Raw genomic sequence first — 15,588 nt, forward strand, 5'->3', positions numbered from 1 at the left:
TTTCTTGCAAAAAGTACACCCGCAGAGGCTCGAACTCTGGACACCCTGATTAAGAGTCAGGTGCTCTACCAACTGAGCTACGGGTGCATCATTTTTTGCTTTGTATCAGCTCTCTTGCTGAATTGCGGGTGCAAAGGTACGACTATTTTTTGAAACCACCAAACATTTTCGCGATTTTCTTTCAAAAAACTCAAAAAAAGCCTAGAAATCGCGTGTATTCATGAATCCTTCGAGGTTTTCATACCTTCTTTTCATCATTCTGGTGTAAATGTTGCGAATCCAAATGGGGTGTGCAATTATGAATGCCAAACCCACAATACACATAAAAATATAGGTATATGTAAGACCCACTAACAAATATCCGAGACCAGTAATGAGCACAGGACCAAAAAGTGCAAACAACTCGATGACCAACTGCATACCATTTTCGAAGTTACCCTTGGCTGTTACCTTGAGTTGCAAGGGCAAGGTCTGCTTATTGTAAACTGCCAGCTGGAAGATGACGAAATGCAGGAATCCGGCCGTAAGCAACATGTAAGCAAACAACATCAGTATGGTGTACTTGCCAGTGAACACAGCAGGTAGCATGATAACGAAGGGAATAATGAGCACGGCGCTATAGAATATGAACTTGGCGCGCAGCAAGGCGATGATGTTTTCGCGGTGCATCATCAGCAGCTCGATATAGTTACCTTCCTGGCCCATAATCTTAATCAGGGCTGTAACGCCATAAAGGGCAAAGCAGTACAGACACCAGAAGTTCTGCATCAGCTCACTGTCGTAAAGAGTGGTATAAGCCACCAGCAGCGAGAAAGCAATCACGGCACACAGACTATAGATGCAGCGTGTGCGCATGGTTTTGTTGCGGATATTCGACTTAAGCTCGATTTTGAGATATTCGCCAATCAATCCGAAGCGATTAAAGAATGCGAACTCTGACACATGCTTGAGTGCACGCTCGGTTTTCTTCGAGATTTCTTCATACACAAAGATAAACTGCATGTGACGGTTTACAAAGAACAAACCGCAAATAACCAGCAGCACAATTGGCAGGGCGTACCACGACAAACCATGAGCAATAATTATATCGAACATTTTATCGAAGGTGTCGTCCTTTGGCGACAGCATCAGCGGTGTAAATGGCAGAGCGTAGAACACCAAACCAGGAATAAGCCACAGCACACTGCGATTAATCAGCGTACGGAAAAACAGATAAATCTGACTGTTCAGAACCATGAGCAACTCGCAGGTTACCAATTCGAGCAGTACCAGCCCGAAGCTCTCGCCAGCAAACAGCAGGATGATAGAGTAGGGTACAAACATGCAAAGCCACAGCAGGTTGTAGCCACTCACGTGCTCGCCAATCAAGAAACACTCGATGGCGGTATAGCGCGAAATAGGTTGCAGAATGTAAGGTTTAACCATCATGCCAGGTGTGGTTTGCACGATGAAACGCAGCAGGAAATCAATGGCCATATAAAAGGGCGCAAAAGCCAGCATCATGCCCGCCTCACCTTTGGCTGACATACCCAGTATGCAACCATACATAATAAGGTAAAAGGCAAACATACCAGCACCTAAATAAATAAGTAGCTTGGCCCATTTATTCTGCTCGAAAGCAGGACTACGTTTATAACTCAGGTTAGTGTTCTTACGAAGAAGTCGGTACAGTTGAAATTTGTTCATTGTTTAAGTTTTGTTTTTATCTAAGATCGATGATTTCGGCTTTGGGGAAGTCTTTTGAGTTGAAGCGGAACTGACCGTCGGCCAGCTTCTCCTTCTTAATATTGGTGATATCGAAGGTGGTCCACTTCTTACCCTGTAACATTTTTACCTGCTTGGGCTGATAGTTCTTCTTATCAACGGTAACAAACAGTTCCTTGATTTTGCGTTCACCGCTGTTGGCCAGCAGATGTACCACATAATCCTTACCAGCTGTGTTGATAGTGTAGTTATAACCACGCTTGTACAGATTGATAAAGTTGTAGGGATTGATAGCCTGCAACTGAGCCTCGGTAGGATTGCTCACGTTCACCTCGTCGTTATTCTTCATATAGGTCCACTGTGTTTTACCGTCGAACCATACGGTGGCCTGAGGTGTGGTGGCATAAAACTTCTTACCTTTGATGGCGATGGTGCCACTGGTACTGCCACTAGTGGCATTCATCTTAAAGTTTGCTTTTACGCCCTGTGGGGCAGTAATGGTGGCAGCAGCCTTATCCAATACGCTCTTTGCCGACTGCGCATAGCCACCTACAGCCAGTAGCGCAGCAACCAGCATCATGCTTAATCGTTTCATTTTATCGTAAACTATTTAAAAGATTATTCAAACTATTTTCATCCTGAATCAGTACCTCACGAGGTTTCGAACCCATGGCGGCACCTACCACACCGGCTTTCTCGAGCTGGTCCATCAGTCGGCCAGCACGGTTATAACCGATAGCGAACTTACGCTGTATGAGTGATGTAGAACCACTCTGGTTCATAACAATCAGTCGGGCAGCATCGTCGAACAATGGGTCGAGATGAGCCATATCCACATCTCTATCGCCACCGTCGCCCATATCTGCCTCAGGCATATCAGGCTCAGGCAGCTCGAATGGTGCGCCGTAACTCTGCTGCTCGCTGATGTACTCGTTAATACGCTCAACTTCGGGTGTATCCACAAAGGCACACTGTACACGCTCAGGCTCTGAACCGCCTACCAGCGCCAGCATATCACCACGACCAATCAGCTGCTGAGCACCTGTACGGTCGAGAATAGTCTTTGAGTCGATACCAGCCGAAACCTTAAAGGCGATACGGCTTGGGAAGTTAGCCTTGATGGTACCGGTAATGATATTGGTTGTTGGACGCTGGGTAGCGATAATCATGTGGATACCCACGGCACGTGCCAGCTGGGCGATACGTGCGATAGGCAGCTCAACCTCCTTACCGGCAGTCATAATCAGATCACCGAACTCATCGATCACCACCACAATGTATGGCAGGAAACGGTGACCGTTGTTAGGATTCAGCTGACGGGCTGTAAACTTCTGGTTGTACTCCTTGATGTTATGCGCACGGGCTACCTTCAGCAGGTCGTAACGTGTATCCATCTCCTTACACAGCGAGTTCAAGGTACGTACCACCTTGGTTACGTCGGTAATAATAGGATCGGCCTCTTCGTCGGGCACCTGTGCCAGGAAGTGATTGCAGATAGGCTCGTAGAAGCTGAACTCCACCTTCTTCGGGTCAACCAGCACAATCTTCAGCTCGGCTGGGTGCTTCTTATATAATAAAGAGGTAATGATGGCGTTCAAACCAACCGACTTACCCTGACCAGTAGCACCAGCCACCAGCAAGTGTGGCGCTTTGGCCAAATCGAACATAAACACCTCGTTGGTAATCGTTTTACCGATAGCACAAGGCAACTCCATCTTCGACTCCTGGAACTTCTTTGAGTTCAGGATCGACTCCATCGATACGGTTGATGGCTTGGCATTTGGTACCTCGATACCCACCGTACCCTTACCAGGCATTGGAGCGATGATACGAATGCCGAGAGCAGCCAGACTCAGAGCGATATCATCCTCAAGGTTCTTCACCTTCTGGATACGAACGCCTTGTGCCAGTGTAATCTCGTAAAGTGTAATGGTAGGACCTACGGTAGCCTTAATGCTGCTGATTTCTACACCAAAGGTGCGCAGCACATCCACGATACGGTTCTTGTTGGCATTCTGCTCAGCCATATCGATATAGGGTTTACCATCGTTATCGTATTTCTTCAGCAAATCGAGGGTGGGGTATTTGTAGTGCTCCAAATCGCGCTTGGGATCGTAAGGCTCGTTGCTCTCCACTGCATCGGCCACTGTCTTGGCATTAGCAGTCTCGGTGTCGCCCTTAGCCTCTTCAACCACCATCTCAATCTCGCCTGCAGCTTCGGGCTGCTTAGGCTCGGGCTTGGCAGGCTTAGGCATCGGACCTTCCTTTATATTAATATCCTCATTCTGGTAGCCCTCGTCGATAACAACAGCACCGCCATTATCGTCGAATATAACCTCCTGCTTGGCGGGGTCATCAAATACCAATGTCTCGGCTTCCTCGTCCTCATACTCATTAGTATCCGTCTGCTCACCGCCCTTGTTAACGGTAAACTTTACCTTATTATAATAGATGGCGGGGTTAAGCAGTTTGCGGATAAAGATAACCGTAGCAGCGCTGAAGTAGGTAAGAAATGCCACAGCCACCAGAACAAGTAAGGCTGTGAGACCTGGAGCCCCCACCAAGTTACCAATAAAACTGCTAATATACAAACCGTGATCGCCACCAGGATTGTAGCTGGCGTTAGCAAACAATGGCTCCAGGAATGTAGCCAGTGCTACCGATGCCCATAACATGAGCAGCATCGACGCGAGTGCCCACTTAAGCAGGTTTACACGATAAGCTTTCATCAGGTGGATGGCTATTACAAACAGCAGTACCGGTATCAGGAATGCTGGCAAACCAAAGCAATGCTTAATAAAGAACCACGACGCATAAGCACCAAGCGATCCGCAGGTATTGGCAAACTCATGGTGTTCGTTCATCAACTCACCGGCACGAGGTTCTTCTATCAGGGTTTGGTCGGCCGCACCTGTAGTAAAGTACGACACGAATGCAAAACACAGATAGATAGATATACCAAATATGATTGCACCGAGTATAAAACTCAAGCGCTCTTTATTTTCGTTGTTTGAGGTCTTTTTCTTTCCTTTCTTCATATAGTTTATGATATTTTCGTGCAAAAGTAGCTAAAATCGCTCATATTTCATCATAAATCGGGATTTTTTTTATAATTTTGCACGCAGAAATGAAAAAGTTAATACAAAACAAGGTAGATAAGAAGGCAATTTCGCAATTTCCACGTGCCTGTTTCGACGGAAAGATTGTGGTAGTGGTGTCGCAAGCCGAAGCCGAGCGGGCAGTTGATTACCTGCTGGCTCAACCCGTGCTTGGGTTCGATACCGAAACTCGCCCCAGTTTTAAAAAGGGCGTACATCACAAGTGCTCATTGCTGCAGGTTTCAACCAACAACTGCTGTTTCCTATTCCGTTTGAATCACATAGGTCTTTGCCCTGCTGTTAAACGCTTGCTAGCCGACAACACCGTAACCAAGGTGGGCCTGGCATGGCGAAACGATGCATTAGGCTTGCACCAGTTAGGCGATTTTGAAATGGGCGAGTTTGTTGATTTGCAGGATATGGCCCGAAAGATTGGTATCGAGGATCAGAGTCTGGCTAAGCTCTACGCCAACGTATTTGGCGAGCGCATCAGCAAACGCGAGCAGCTAACCAACTGGGAGCGCGACGTGCTCGACGACCATCAGAAGCGCTATGCAGCCACCGATGCGTGGGCCTGCGTACAGCTTTATAACGAGTTTAAAAGAATGATTGAAAATAATGATTATCAACTGGTTATCGTACCAGAAATAACAACTAAGAATAATGAAGAAACTATATCTTAAGCGAGGTAAGGAAGAGAGTTTATTGCGTTTCCACCCATGGGTATTCTCGGGCGCCATTGCACAGGCCGACGAAGATTTGAAGGATGGTGACCTGGTTCGCGTTTTAACCAATCATGGCGATTTCATCGCTGTTGGTCACTTCCAGATGGGTTCTATCGCCGTACGTATTCTCTCGTTCCGCGATGTTGATATCGATGCCGATTTTTGGGCATCACGACTGGCCTCGGCACTTAAAGTGCGCCAATCCATCGGCATTGCCGACAATCCAAAGAACAACACCTACCGTTTGGTACACGGCGAGGGCGACAACCTGCCAGGACTGATTATCGACGTTTACGACCGCACCGCCGTTATGCAGGCTCACAGCATTGGCATGCACTTGCAGCGCAAGCAGATAGCCGAGCAACTGGTAAAGGTAATGGGCAGCCGTATTGATAATGTATATTACAAGAGCGAAACCACACTGCCGTTTATGGACGACATGGAGAACGGCTTTGTATATGGAGGCAGCGAGGATAACGTGGCACTCGAGAATGGCTTAAAGTTCTACGTAGACTGGTTGCGCGGACAGAAAACCGGTTTCTTTGTTGACCAGCGCGACAACCGTTCGCTGCTCGAGCGTTATTCGGCCGGCAAGAGCGTGCTCAATATGTTCTGTTACACCGGTGGATTCTCGGTTTACGCCATGCGTGGCGGCGCCAAACTGGTACACTCGGTAGATAGCAGCGCTAAGGCCATCGAGCTTACCAACCGCAATATAACCCTTAACTTTGAGGGCGACAACCGCCACGAGGCCTTCTGCGAAGATGCCTTTAAGTATCTTGAGCAGGCTGGCAATAATTACGATCTGATTATTCTCGACCCACCAGCATTTGCCAAGCACCGTGGTGCCCTGCACAATGCACTTAAGGGTTATACCCGCCTGAACAACAAGGCTTTCCAGAAGATTCAGCCAGGCGGCATACTCTTTACATTCAGCTGCTCACAGGTGGTTACGAAGGATCACTTCCGCAATGCCGTATTCACAGCTGCAGCCCAGGCCGGCCGCAAGGTTCGCATTCTGCACCAGCTGCACCAGCCAGCCGACCATCCTATTAACATTTATCATCCCGAGGGCGAATATCTGAAAGGACTAGTGTTGTATGTTGAATAAGGTTAGAAAGTTTATTGAGCGCGAGAAGCTTCTTTATCGCTACGACCTGCATTTGGTAGGACTGAGCGGTGGGGCCGACTCAGTAGCCTTGCTCTTGATTTTAAAGGATTTGGGCTATAGAATCGAGGCTGCACATTGTAATTTCCGTTTACGTGGCGAAGAGAGCGATCGCGACGAGCAGTTTGTACGTAACCTTTGTAAGCAGCACGATATTCCGCTTCACGTAATTCATTTCGACACAAAAGAATATGCTGCACTACATAAAGTAAGTATTGAGATGGCTGCGCGCGATTTGCGCTACGGATATTTTCGTCAGCTTTGTCAGGATATCGGAGCTAACGACGTGTGCATCGCCCATCATCGCGACGATGCTGTTGAGACGCTGATGATGAACCTGTCACGTGGTGCTGGCATACATGGTCTTACAGGCATCCGTCCTAAGAACGATATCGTGCGCCGTCCATTATTGTGTATTGATCGACAGGAGATCCTACAATATCTCGATTCCATCGGACAAGCCTTCGTTACCGATTCAAGCAATCTCGAGGCCGACGTGCTGCGTAACAAAATTCGTCTTATGGTGTTGCCGCTTCTCGAAGATATCGCCCCTGGCGCTATGGCCAACATCTATAAAACCGCCAATTACCTGCGCGAGGCCGAGGAGGTATATAATAAGAAAATCGAAGATTATAAAGATAACTTTATATCTGATAATAAATTCTACAAAGATTCAGACATAACACTGTCAATGCCGTCGATACTTCACGAGTGGCTGTCGCCTTTTGGCTTTAACTCTACGCAAACCGAACAGATACTCGATAGCATGAACGAGACTGGGCGTGAATTTCTTTCGGCAACACATAGGTTAGTGGTTGATCGCGAATTCTTTGAGGTTGAGCCTATTGTAGATCCGATTAAACCGCTTAAAATACCCGAGACAGGTACCTATCGTGACGAAGACCAAACGGCCTTTAAGTTCGAGATAACCACCGATACCACCGTATCGCGTGAGCCCTATGTGGCTACGCTTGATGCCGATAAGGTGCAGTTCCCGCTCACGGTGCGCCTTGTAGAGCAGGGCGACAGATTCATACCTTTTGGTATGAAAGGCAGCAAACTGGTGAGCGACTATCTTACCGACCAGAAGGTCAGTATCTTGGATAAACGCCACCAGGAGGTAGTAACCGATGCCACAGGCGCCATTATGTGGCTAATTGGTCGCCGCACCGATAACCGTTTCCGTGTGAGCAAAGAAACCACAAACGTATTGCGAATAACAGTTACTTTTTAGATAGGTTATGAAAAAGTTAGTTATCTTTTTGGTGATTATAGGCGCCATTGCATTAGGTTTAATGGCCACCACGCCCGATCGTCAGCAACATGTTGATGCCATTCAATCGGTAATGAAAGGCGCTGTAAGTGCCGAATTGCGCGATAACAATATCGATGGTGCATTGGGCTCGATAGCTTCGGTTGCCGCCACCACTGCCGTTAATCAGTTTCTGAACACCAGCTTTATGGTTCGCGACCACCGTTTTTATAGTCTTGGTTTTGTAGATTACAATGGCGAGTTCATCATGGTATCCGTAGGCGTGTTTAATCACGTTTACACCCTCGACGAGGACCAGGCCCGCCAGTTCATTAAAAAGAAACTTGAGGAAATAAATCCATTAGACTTTCTTAAGAAAGACTGACCACAAAGTATTACAAATAGCCATCAAACAAGAGTTGTTTAGGAGAATTTCTAACAAATTTTATAAAAACAACGGGATTCTTTTGGAGTCTCGTTATTTTTTTTGTACCTTTGCAGCGGACTTATATTAAGAATGCGGATTAATGCTCATGTTCTATACCGAACTTTAACCTCGAGCACAAAAATGAAATATTAACAAAATTATAATACACGTATGAAACCTATGACAACCGACTGGGAAACCGGTGAAATCGTAACTCTTCAGCGCATCGACAAAATGCTGAAGAAAAATCGCACGACTGCATATAAGGAGTTTGTCTCGTCGCGATATATATGCATTCGCAAAGCATCTAACGGAAAGCCAGGCATATTAGTAAAGACTCTGGGCAAAACACCTGCAACGTTCCTTAATATAGTTGATGGCTTGCCGTTTGTGAAAGACGATGTTGAACAACTGTTTTATGACACCAATTATTACAGTTTTCCTTTCCCGAAAGCAAGCGAAGTAGAAGAGGTACTTACAATCATCCGCAACAATCAGGAGTTGCTTAATCAGTTCGAATCTATTTCAATGAAAATCAACACCGAAAGCACATTCTGGGTTAGAGAAACAACACACAATCTACTATATATGAGACGACTGCAATTTTTTGATGCAAAATCTTGCCAAACCTATACGGCTAAGGGAAACGATGCGCACTACCGACTTTCGATAGTGTATTATGACGATTCACAATTAATCTGGTAACTCATCGAGCAGCGCTTGGCAGCCGCGGAGGACGTCTTGCCAGGTGGCTTCGAAGTTGCCGGTGTACCATGGGTCGGCAACGTCCTTATCGTAGAGTAGGGGGCGGATTTTACCTTCGGGATCGCCACCGGCTATACGAGTCATATTGCGTAGATTGGCAGAATCCATGCCTATAAGCAGGTCGTAACGACTATAGTCAGCGCGGGTCATCTGGCGGGCGGCATGGCCGTTACAGCTGATGCCGTGCTCGGCCAGCTTGCGGCGTGCGGGTGGATATACGGGATTGCCAATCTCCTCGGTAGAAGTTGCAGCTGACGCGATCATGTACTGATCGGTCAGCTGCGCCTGTTCTACTAGGTATTTCATCACGTACTCTGCCATCGGACTGCGACAGATGTTTCCGTGACAAACGAAAAGAATCTTCTTCATCATTTATCCGTTCATCGACAGGAGGAACTCCTCGTTAGTGCGGGTGGTTACCAAGCGATCGCGAACGGTGCTCATGGCCTCGATAGGATTCATATCGGCAATGAACTTACGCATAATCCACATGCGGTTAAGTGTGGTATCATCAAGCAGCAGATCGTCGCGGCGTGTTGAAGACAGCACGATATCGATAGCTGGGAAGATGCGCTTGTTGGCCAGCGAGCGGTTAAGCTGGATTTCAGAGTTACCTGTACCCTTGAACTCCTCGAAGATAACCTCGTCCATCTTAGAACCGGTATCAACCAGAGCGGTAGCAATAATGGTGAGCGAACCGCCACCCTCGATGTTACGAGCTGCTCCGAAGAAACGCTTTGGCTTCTGCAGGGCGTTGCTATCCACACCACCGGTAAGGATTTTACCTGAAGTGGGTGCTACGGTGTTATAAGCACGAGCCAGACGGGTGATTGAATCGAGGAAGATAACTACATCGTGACCACACTCTACCATACGCTTGGCCTTTTCGAGCACGATACCGGCAATCTTTACGTGGCGCTCGGCAGGCTCGTCGAAGGTTGAGGCTATCACCTCGGCATTTACGGTGCGGGCCATGTCGGTAACCTCCTCAGGGCGCTCGTCGATGAGCAGCATCATGATATAAGCCTCGGGGTGGTTGGCGGCAATGGCGTTGGCAATATCCTTCATGAGCACGGTTTTACCGGTCTTAGGCTGGGCCACAATCAGGGCACGCTGACCTTTACCGATTGGCGAGAAGAGATCGACAATACGAACCGATGGGTTGGTAGTGGCACGATCACCGCAAAGGGTGAACTTCTCCTCGGGGAACAGTGGTGTAAGGTGCTCGAAAGCTACACGATTGCGGACCTCGTCGGGGTGACGACCGTTGATGCTCTTAACATCAGTCATAGCAAAGAATTTCTCACCCTCGTGTGGTGGACGAACGGTACACTCCACCACGTCGCCAGTCTTTAAACCGTAACGCTTAATCTGCTGGGGCGATACGTATACATCATCAGGCGATGACAGGTAGTTATAATCGCTAGAACGCAGGAATCCGTAGCCATCGGTAAGAATCTCCAATACGCCGTTTGCATCAATCAGGTCGGCGAAGTCGTAGCGTGGCTGCGAGCTGGGAACGACATTACGATTGATTACGGGCTGATCGGTAGCAACGGGCACTACAGGACGATCGAACATATCGAGTGTAGGTATAGCGCTCTGGTCCTCAATGGGGATATCAAGGATAGTAATAAAATCGGTACCATCACCTGGGTCACCCATCCAGACGCCGTTCTCATCAACCTCGTCGGTCATTGGGTCGGGGGCAGTCTCCTGGTCTACAGGTGCCTGCTCTGGCTCGGCCTCGGGCTCAAACTCTGGCTCGGGGGCGGCAACCTTAGTTGCAGCCATTTTTTCGCGCAGCTGCTCGATTGCATTAGGTGCAACCTCGTCGTCGGCATCATCGGCACCAACGGCAAACTGGGCAGCCTCGGGTACTACGAAATCCTCGGCCTCGGCTGCAGCTTTGGCAGCAGCAGCCTCAATGGCAGCACGTGCAGCTGCCTCTTCGGCCTCTTTCTCTGCCTTGCTCTTACGTCCGCGCTTCTTAGGTTTAGGTGCTTCTTCGGCTGCAGCCTCATCAGGGGCTGCGGGGGCAGCAGGCATATCGGCAAACAGCTGTGGCTGCTCGGCCTTTTTGCGGGTACGGTTGCTCTTCGAGTCAAGATTCTCACCGTCCTCGCCGTTTACTGTATAAACTTTGCTAGTATCTTTTTTTGCAATACGTGTACGCTTGCGTTTGGGCGAATCCTCGGCGGCAGTGGCGCTCTGTTCGGCAGCCTTGTCGAGTATGGCATACACCACGTCAGTAAGCTGGTCGTCGGGCGAAACCTTAATACCAAGCTCGTCGGCAATACCCACAAGCTGGGGTATGTCCATAGATTCTAATTCTTCTTTTGTATACATACAATATGTACTTAAATTACATTTATGATTCTGAAAAGATTTTGTGGAAATGCTTCGCGAACGGAAGCACTGATTAGAAAAATCGTTGCAAAGGTACGCATATTTTTGCGAACCACCAAACTTTTTCGGAAAAATTTCGTATCTTTGCACCCAAAATTGATATAACTTATGGAAATTAAGAAAGCCGAATTTACATTAAGTGCTCCGATGGAGTCGATGTGTCCGAAGGATACCAAGCCCGAATACGCCTTTATTGGTCGTTCGAACGTGGGTAAGTCGAGCCTGATAAACATGCTTACCGGCAAGAAAAATCTGGCTAAAACCAGCGCTACCCCCGGTAAAACGCTGCTCATTAACCACTTTATTATTAATAACGAGTGGTACCTTGTAGATTTACCCGGCTACGGTTTTGCCAAACGCTCGAAGAAAGAGGTGCAGAAGCTGGAGCAGATGATTAACGGCTACATACTGCAGCGCGAGCAGCTGGTAAACGTGTTTCTGCTGATTGACATACGCTTGGAGGCACAGAAGATTGATCTTGAGTTTATAGAGTGGCTGGGTACCAGCAGTGTGCCTTTTGCCATTATATTTACCAAGGCCGACAAACTGAGCGCCAGCAAGGTGCTGCAAAACCTGAATGCCTACAAAAAGGTGCTGAGCGAAACATGGGAGGAGCTACCCCCAATTTTTGTTACCTCATCGGAAAAGAAACAAGGCCGCGACGAGGTACTTGATTATATCGAGGAAATTAATAAAGGTTTAAATGAATAATGGCGAAAGAAAATCCATACTTAGACGTACAGCACCTGACGAAGTCGTTTGGATCGTTAGTGCTGTTTCGCGATTTAAGCTTTTCGATAGCCGAAGGACAAAAGGTAGGACTGATAGCCAAGAACGGTACCGGCAAGAGTACACTGCTATCTATTCTGAGCGGTAAAGAGGGTTACGACGAAGGCGAGATTATCTTCCGTCGCGACCTGCGTGTGGGTATGCTGGAGCAGAGTCCCGCGTTCGACCCTAACGAGAGTGTGCTGGATGCGTGCTTTAATCACCAGGGCGACCCCGAGAAGGTACTGAAGGCCAAGCAGGTGCTGACACAACTGAAGATTCGCGATCTGGAGCAGCCTATGCGCCAGCTGAGCGGAGGCCAGCAGAAGCGCGTGGCACTGGCCAACGTACTGATTACCGACCCCGACCTGCTGATACTGGACGAGCCAACAAACCACCTGGATCTGGAAATGATTGAGTGGCTGGAAGGCTACCTGAACCGCGGCAACAAAACACTGCTGATGGTTACACACGACCGATTCTTCCTGGACCGCGTATGCTCAGTAATTCTGGAGCTCGACGATCAAACCGTCTATACTTATCGCGGCAACTACAGTTACTACTTAGAGAAACGTCAGGAGCGTATCGATAACCGTCGCGCCGAGATAGCACGCGCCAACAACCTGTATCGCACCGAATTGGAGTGGATGCGCCGCATGCCTCAGGCCCGTGGCCATAAAGCCCGTTACCGCGAAGAAGCTTTCTATGAACTTGAAAAGATAGCCAAGCAGCGCATAGAGGAGCGACAGGTGCGACTGAAATCGCGAAACGTATATATCGGCTCGAAAATCTTTGAGTGCCAATACGTATCGAAGGCCTTTGAGCGCCCCGATGCTGAGCCGCTGACGATACTCAAGGATTTTTATTACAACTTCTCACGCTTCGAGAAAATGGGTATCGTGGGCAATAACGGCACAGGCAAATCTACATTTATAAAAATGCTGTTAGGCCAGGTGGCCCCCGATAGCGGAAAGTTTGATATTGGCGACACCGTACGTTTCGGTTATTTCTCGCAGGAGGGTCTGCATTTTGATGATACACAGAAGGTTATCGATGTGGTAAAAGATATTGCAGAGTATATCGACATGGGTGGTGGCAAGCACTTAACAGCCTCGCAGTTTCTGCAGCACTTTATGTTCACACCCGAGCAGCAGCACAACTACGTGTATAAGCTGAGCGGTGGCGAACGCCGCAAGCTGTACCTCTGCACGGTGCTGATGAAGAATCCCAACTTCCTGGTGCTCGACGAGCCCACGAACGACCTCGACATTGTTACCCTGCAAATACTGGAGGAATACCTACAGGACTTCCCCGGATGCGTAATCGTGGTAAGTCACGACCGCTACTTTATGGATAAGGTGGTTGACCATCTGCTGGTATTTAAAGGCATGGGCGACATCAAGGATTTTCCAGGCAACTACACACAGTATCGCGAATGGGAGAAACTACAACCCAACGAGCCCAAAAGCGCCCGATCGGGCGCTGGAAAAGATTCCAGGGAAGCTAGAAGTTCTAGCCCTGCTAGTTCCTCTAGCTCCACAGCTGGCGATGTCGCCAGCAGCGGTAAGCGAAAGCTTACCTACAAGGAGAAACGCGAGTTGGAGCAGCTGGAAAAGGACATCGAGGCACTCGAGGCCGAGAAGAAACAGATAGAAGAAGCCCTTTGTGGTGGCACCACATCGGTTGACGAAATAACAACAATGAGCAAGCGTCTGCCCGTGCTTAACGACGAACTCGACGAGAAGAGCATGCGCTGGCTGGAACTTTCGGAGATATGATACAACAACAATACCCATCGCAACTGCTCGAAAAGGCCGTACAGGAGTTTTCTAAACTGCCTGGCATCGGTAGGAAAACCGCCCTACGCCTGGTGCTCTGGATGTTGCGCCAGGACGATAGCGACGTAACACAGTTTACTGCGGCTGTAAACGAGCTGAAGAGTGGCGTAAAATACTGCAAGGTGTGTCACAATATCAGCGATACCGACATCTGTCCCATCTGCGCCGACCAGCGTCGCGACCAAACAACGGTATGCGTGGTTGAGAACATACAGGATGTGATGGCCATTGAGAACACCCAACAGTTCAACGGCCTGTACCACGTACTAGGCGGTGTGATATCGCCCATGGACGGCATGGGTCCAGCCGACATCGAGATCGACTCGTTGATACAGCGTGTGGCCGAGGGCATGGTACAGGAGGTGATATTAGCCCTGAGTCCAACCATGGAGGGCGACACCACCAATTTCTACATCTATCGCAAGCTGGCACCTACAGGCATAAAGGTAAGTGTGATTGCCCGAGGTATAGCCGTGGGCAACGAGCTGGAATATGCCGACGAGGTTACGCTGGGCCGATCGATTACAAACCGAACATTGTTTGAAGAAAAATAGGAAGATATGAACTGTAATAAAGAAAATGAAAATAGTTAACGATAATTAGCACTTAGTGCTGATTCGTACCCTCTCATGGGGGCTTCTCGCCCCCACACCCCTCGGTGTTTTCTGGTATAAGATTTTCTAACCTGATGCACTTTGGAAAAATTCAGGAGTTACTTTTTTGAAGATATGTAACCATCAACATAGGGTTTCTCCTGAGTGACAACGGCAAAAGCCTGACGGATGAGTTTGTTAGCCACAGCTATGACAGCGACTTTTCCAGGCTTGCCATTAGACCGCAAACGGTCATAACAGGCTCTGCATTCAGTGTTGCATCTCAGAGATGCGAATGCTGCCACATAGAGCTGACTCCTTAAAGAAGAGTCCCCGTTGCGGTTGATGTGACCTTTGAAATTGACTGAAGTACCGGACTGCTGATAAGTCGGCGACAATCCCAAATGACGGGTGAGTTGCTTGGCATTATCAAAGTAAGTGAAGCCGCCAGTGGCCATGATGAGTGCAGCTGCAAGCGTTATACCTATGCCTTTTACAGAGGTGAGTAAATCCATCTGCTTCTTGTATTCAGATTTGGCAAGAGATGTAAGATCTTCTTCTAGGTCTTTGATCTGCTTCTCAAGGAAAGCAATGGTCTTGTCAATAGACTTCTTGCACTTGGCATCAAAGAACGGCAGCACCTCCATGGAGCCTTTGAGGTTCCTTGTGGCAATGAGTTGTTTCTTGAGCTGGCGGATGACTGTACGCTTCTGCTTTAAGGTGAGAATGGCATCACTGCGGAGCTTGTATGGCGCAGGTTGCATTTTCTCTCCATAGAGAGCAATCAGACGGGCATCTATCTCATCCGTTTTGACGGTAGATAGCATTGCACGAGCAAAGT

General features: G+C 48.3%; 14 protein-coding genes and 1 tRNA gene. 8 read left to right on the forward strand and 7 right to left on the reverse strand.

The features are described from left to right. Window positions 1–14: 14 nt before the first annotated feature. From T500_RS0114040 to T500_RS0114055, 4 genes are all read right to left on the reverse strand, one after another. Window positions 15–87 (reverse strand) — tRNA-Lys (locus T500_RS0114040). Between the two features lie 114 nt (window positions 88–201). Next, window positions 202–1,686, reverse strand: coding sequence for a DUF5687 family protein (locus T500_RS0114045; RefSeq protein ID WP_028908631.1), 1,485 nt, complete (start codon window positions 1,684–1,686; stop codon window positions 202–204). 16 nt (window positions 1,687–1,702) lie between these two features. Continuing rightward, window positions 1,703–2,299, reverse strand: a complete 597-nt coding sequence (locus tag T500_RS0114050) for a LolA-like putative outer membrane lipoprotein chaperone (protein ID WP_028908632.1) — start codon at window positions 2,297–2,299, stop codon at window positions 1,703–1,705. A 1-nt stretch (window position 2,300) separates the two neighbouring features. Further along, complete coding sequence (locus T500_RS0114055; protein WP_028908633.1) at window positions 2,301–4,742, reverse strand: FtsK/SpoIIIE family DNA translocase; 2,442 nt, start codon at window positions 4,740–4,742, stop codon at window positions 2,301–2,303. Window positions 4,743–4,831: 89 nt separating this feature from the next. Here T500_RS0114055 and T500_RS0114060 point away from each other — a divergent pair, with 89 nt between their 5' ends. From T500_RS0114060 to T500_RS0114080, 5 genes are all read left to right on the forward strand, one after another. After that, on the forward strand, window positions 4,832–5,485 hold the full coding sequence (locus tag T500_RS0114060; protein ID WP_028908634.1) for a 3'-5' exonuclease: 654 nt from the start codon (window positions 4,832–4,834) through the stop codon (window positions 5,483–5,485). Then, window positions 5,463–6,638, forward strand: coding sequence for a class I SAM-dependent rRNA methyltransferase (locus T500_RS0114065; RefSeq protein ID WP_028908635.1), 1,176 nt, complete (start codon window positions 5,463–5,465; stop codon window positions 6,636–6,638). The genes T500_RS0114060 and T500_RS0114065 overlap by 23 nt, the downstream gene beginning before the upstream one ends. Then, window positions 6,628–7,929, forward strand: coding sequence for a tRNA lysidine(34) synthetase TilS (gene tilS, locus T500_RS0114070; protein ID WP_028908636.1), 1,302 nt, complete (start codon window positions 6,628–6,630; stop codon window positions 7,927–7,929). The genes T500_RS0114065 and tilS overlap by 11 nt, the downstream gene beginning before the upstream one ends. A gap of 7 nt (window positions 7,930–7,936) precedes the next feature. After that, window positions 7,937–8,332, forward strand: coding sequence for a hypothetical protein (locus T500_RS0114075; protein WP_028908637.1), 396 nt, complete (start codon window positions 7,937–7,939; stop codon window positions 8,330–8,332). 213 nt (window positions 8,333–8,545) lie between these two features. Beyond that, window positions 8,546–9,079, forward strand: a complete 534-nt coding sequence (locus tag T500_RS0114080; RefSeq protein ID WP_028908638.1) for a hypothetical protein — start codon at window positions 8,546–8,548, stop codon at window positions 9,077–9,079. Here T500_RS0114080 and T500_RS0114085 read toward each other — a convergent pair. Both T500_RS0114085 and rho read right to left on the reverse strand, forming a co-directional pair. After that, complete coding sequence (locus tag T500_RS0114085; RefSeq protein ID WP_028908639.1) at window positions 9,068–9,508, reverse strand: low molecular weight protein-tyrosine-phosphatase; 441 nt, start codon at window positions 9,506–9,508, stop codon at window positions 9,068–9,070. The genes T500_RS0114080 and T500_RS0114085 overlap by 12 nt on opposite strands. Before the next feature lie 3 nt (window positions 9,509–9,511). Further along, on the reverse strand, window positions 9,512–11,488 hold the full coding sequence (rho, locus tag T500_RS0114090) for a transcription termination factor Rho (protein WP_028908640.1): 1,977 nt from the start codon (window positions 11,486–11,488) through the stop codon (window positions 9,512–9,514). 168 nt (window positions 11,489–11,656) lie between these two features. On the opposite strand from rho, the gene yihA reads away from it, so the two are divergent. From yihA to recR, 3 genes are read left to right on the forward strand one after another with little or no spacing between them, the layout of a single operon-like run. Beyond that, the gene (gene yihA, locus T500_RS0114095) at window positions 11,657–12,259 is read left to right on the forward strand and encodes a ribosome biogenesis GTP-binding protein YihA/YsxC (RefSeq protein ID WP_028908641.1); all 603 of its coding nucleotides are present in this window, start codon (window positions 11,657–11,659) and stop codon (window positions 12,257–12,259) included. Next, window positions 12,259–14,094: a ribosomal protection-like ABC-F family protein gene (gene abc-f, locus T500_RS0114100; protein ID WP_028908642.1), complete on the forward strand. Its 1,836-nt coding sequence runs from the start codon at window positions 12,259–12,261 to the stop codon at window positions 14,092–14,094. Before yihA ends, abc-f begins: the two co-directional genes overlap by 1 nt. Next, the gene (recR, locus tag T500_RS0114105) at window positions 14,091–14,708 is read left to right on the forward strand and encodes a recombination mediator RecR (protein ID WP_036909217.1); all 618 of its coding nucleotides are present in this window, start codon (window positions 14,091–14,093) and stop codon (window positions 14,706–14,708) included. The genes abc-f and recR overlap by 4 nt, the downstream gene beginning before the upstream one ends. 158 nt (window positions 14,709–14,866) lie before the next feature. Here the strand turns inward: recR and T500_RS0114110 are convergent. Further along, window positions 14,867–15,588: IS110 family transposase (locus tag T500_RS0114110; protein WP_028908644.1), on the reverse strand; the 722-nt coding region annotated here is incomplete at its 5' end.

Origin of the sequence: Xylanibacter ruminicola Ga6B6, assembly GCF_000687715.1 — a bacterium.
In the GTDB taxonomy this organism is placed as follows: Bacteria; Bacteroidota; Bacteroidia; order Bacteroidales; family Bacteroidaceae; genus Prevotella; species Prevotella ruminicola_B.

Bases quoted from the DNA above. Each gene is read 5' to 3' on its own strand.
- T500_RS0114085 (WP_028908639.1), bottom strand. From the start codon at position 9,508: ATGAAGAAGATTCTTTTCGTTTGTCACGGAAACATCTGTCGCAGTCCG.
- recR (WP_036909217.1), top strand. From the start codon at position 14,091: ATGATACAACAACAATACCCATCGCAACTGCTCGAAAAGGCCGTACAG.
- abc-f (WP_028908642.1), top strand. From the start codon at position 12,259: ATGGCGAAAGAAAATCCATACTTAGACGTACAGCACCTGACGAAGTCG.
- T500_RS0114045 (WP_028908631.1), bottom strand. From the start codon at position 1,686: ATGAACAAATTTCAACTGTACCGACTTCTTCGTAAGAACACTAACCTG.
- rho (WP_028908640.1), bottom strand. From the start codon at position 11,488: ATGTATACAAAAGAAGAATTAGAATCTATGGACATACCCCAGCTTGTG.
- T500_RS0114050 (WP_028908632.1), bottom strand. From the start codon at position 2,299: ATGAAACGATTAAGCATGATGCTGGTTGCTGCGCTACTGGCTGTAGGT.
- tilS (WP_028908636.1), top strand. From the start codon at position 6,628: ATGTTGAATAAGGTTAGAAAGTTTATTGAGCGCGAGAAGCTTCTTTAT.
- T500_RS0114060 (WP_028908634.1), top strand. From the start codon at position 4,832: ATGAAAAAGTTAATACAAAACAAGGTAGATAAGAAGGCAATTTCGCAA.
- T500_RS0114075 (WP_028908637.1), top strand. From the start codon at position 7,937: ATGAAAAAGTTAGTTATCTTTTTGGTGATTATAGGCGCCATTGCATTA.
- T500_RS0114055 (WP_028908633.1), bottom strand. From the start codon at position 4,742: ATGAAGAAAGGAAAGAAAAAGACCTCAAACAACGAAAATAAAGAGCGC.
- yihA (WP_028908641.1), top strand. From the start codon at position 11,657: ATGGAAATTAAGAAAGCCGAATTTACATTAAGTGCTCCGATGGAGTCG.
- T500_RS0114080 (WP_028908638.1), top strand. From the start codon at position 8,546: ATGAAACCTATGACAACCGACTGGGAAACCGGTGAAATCGTAACTCTT.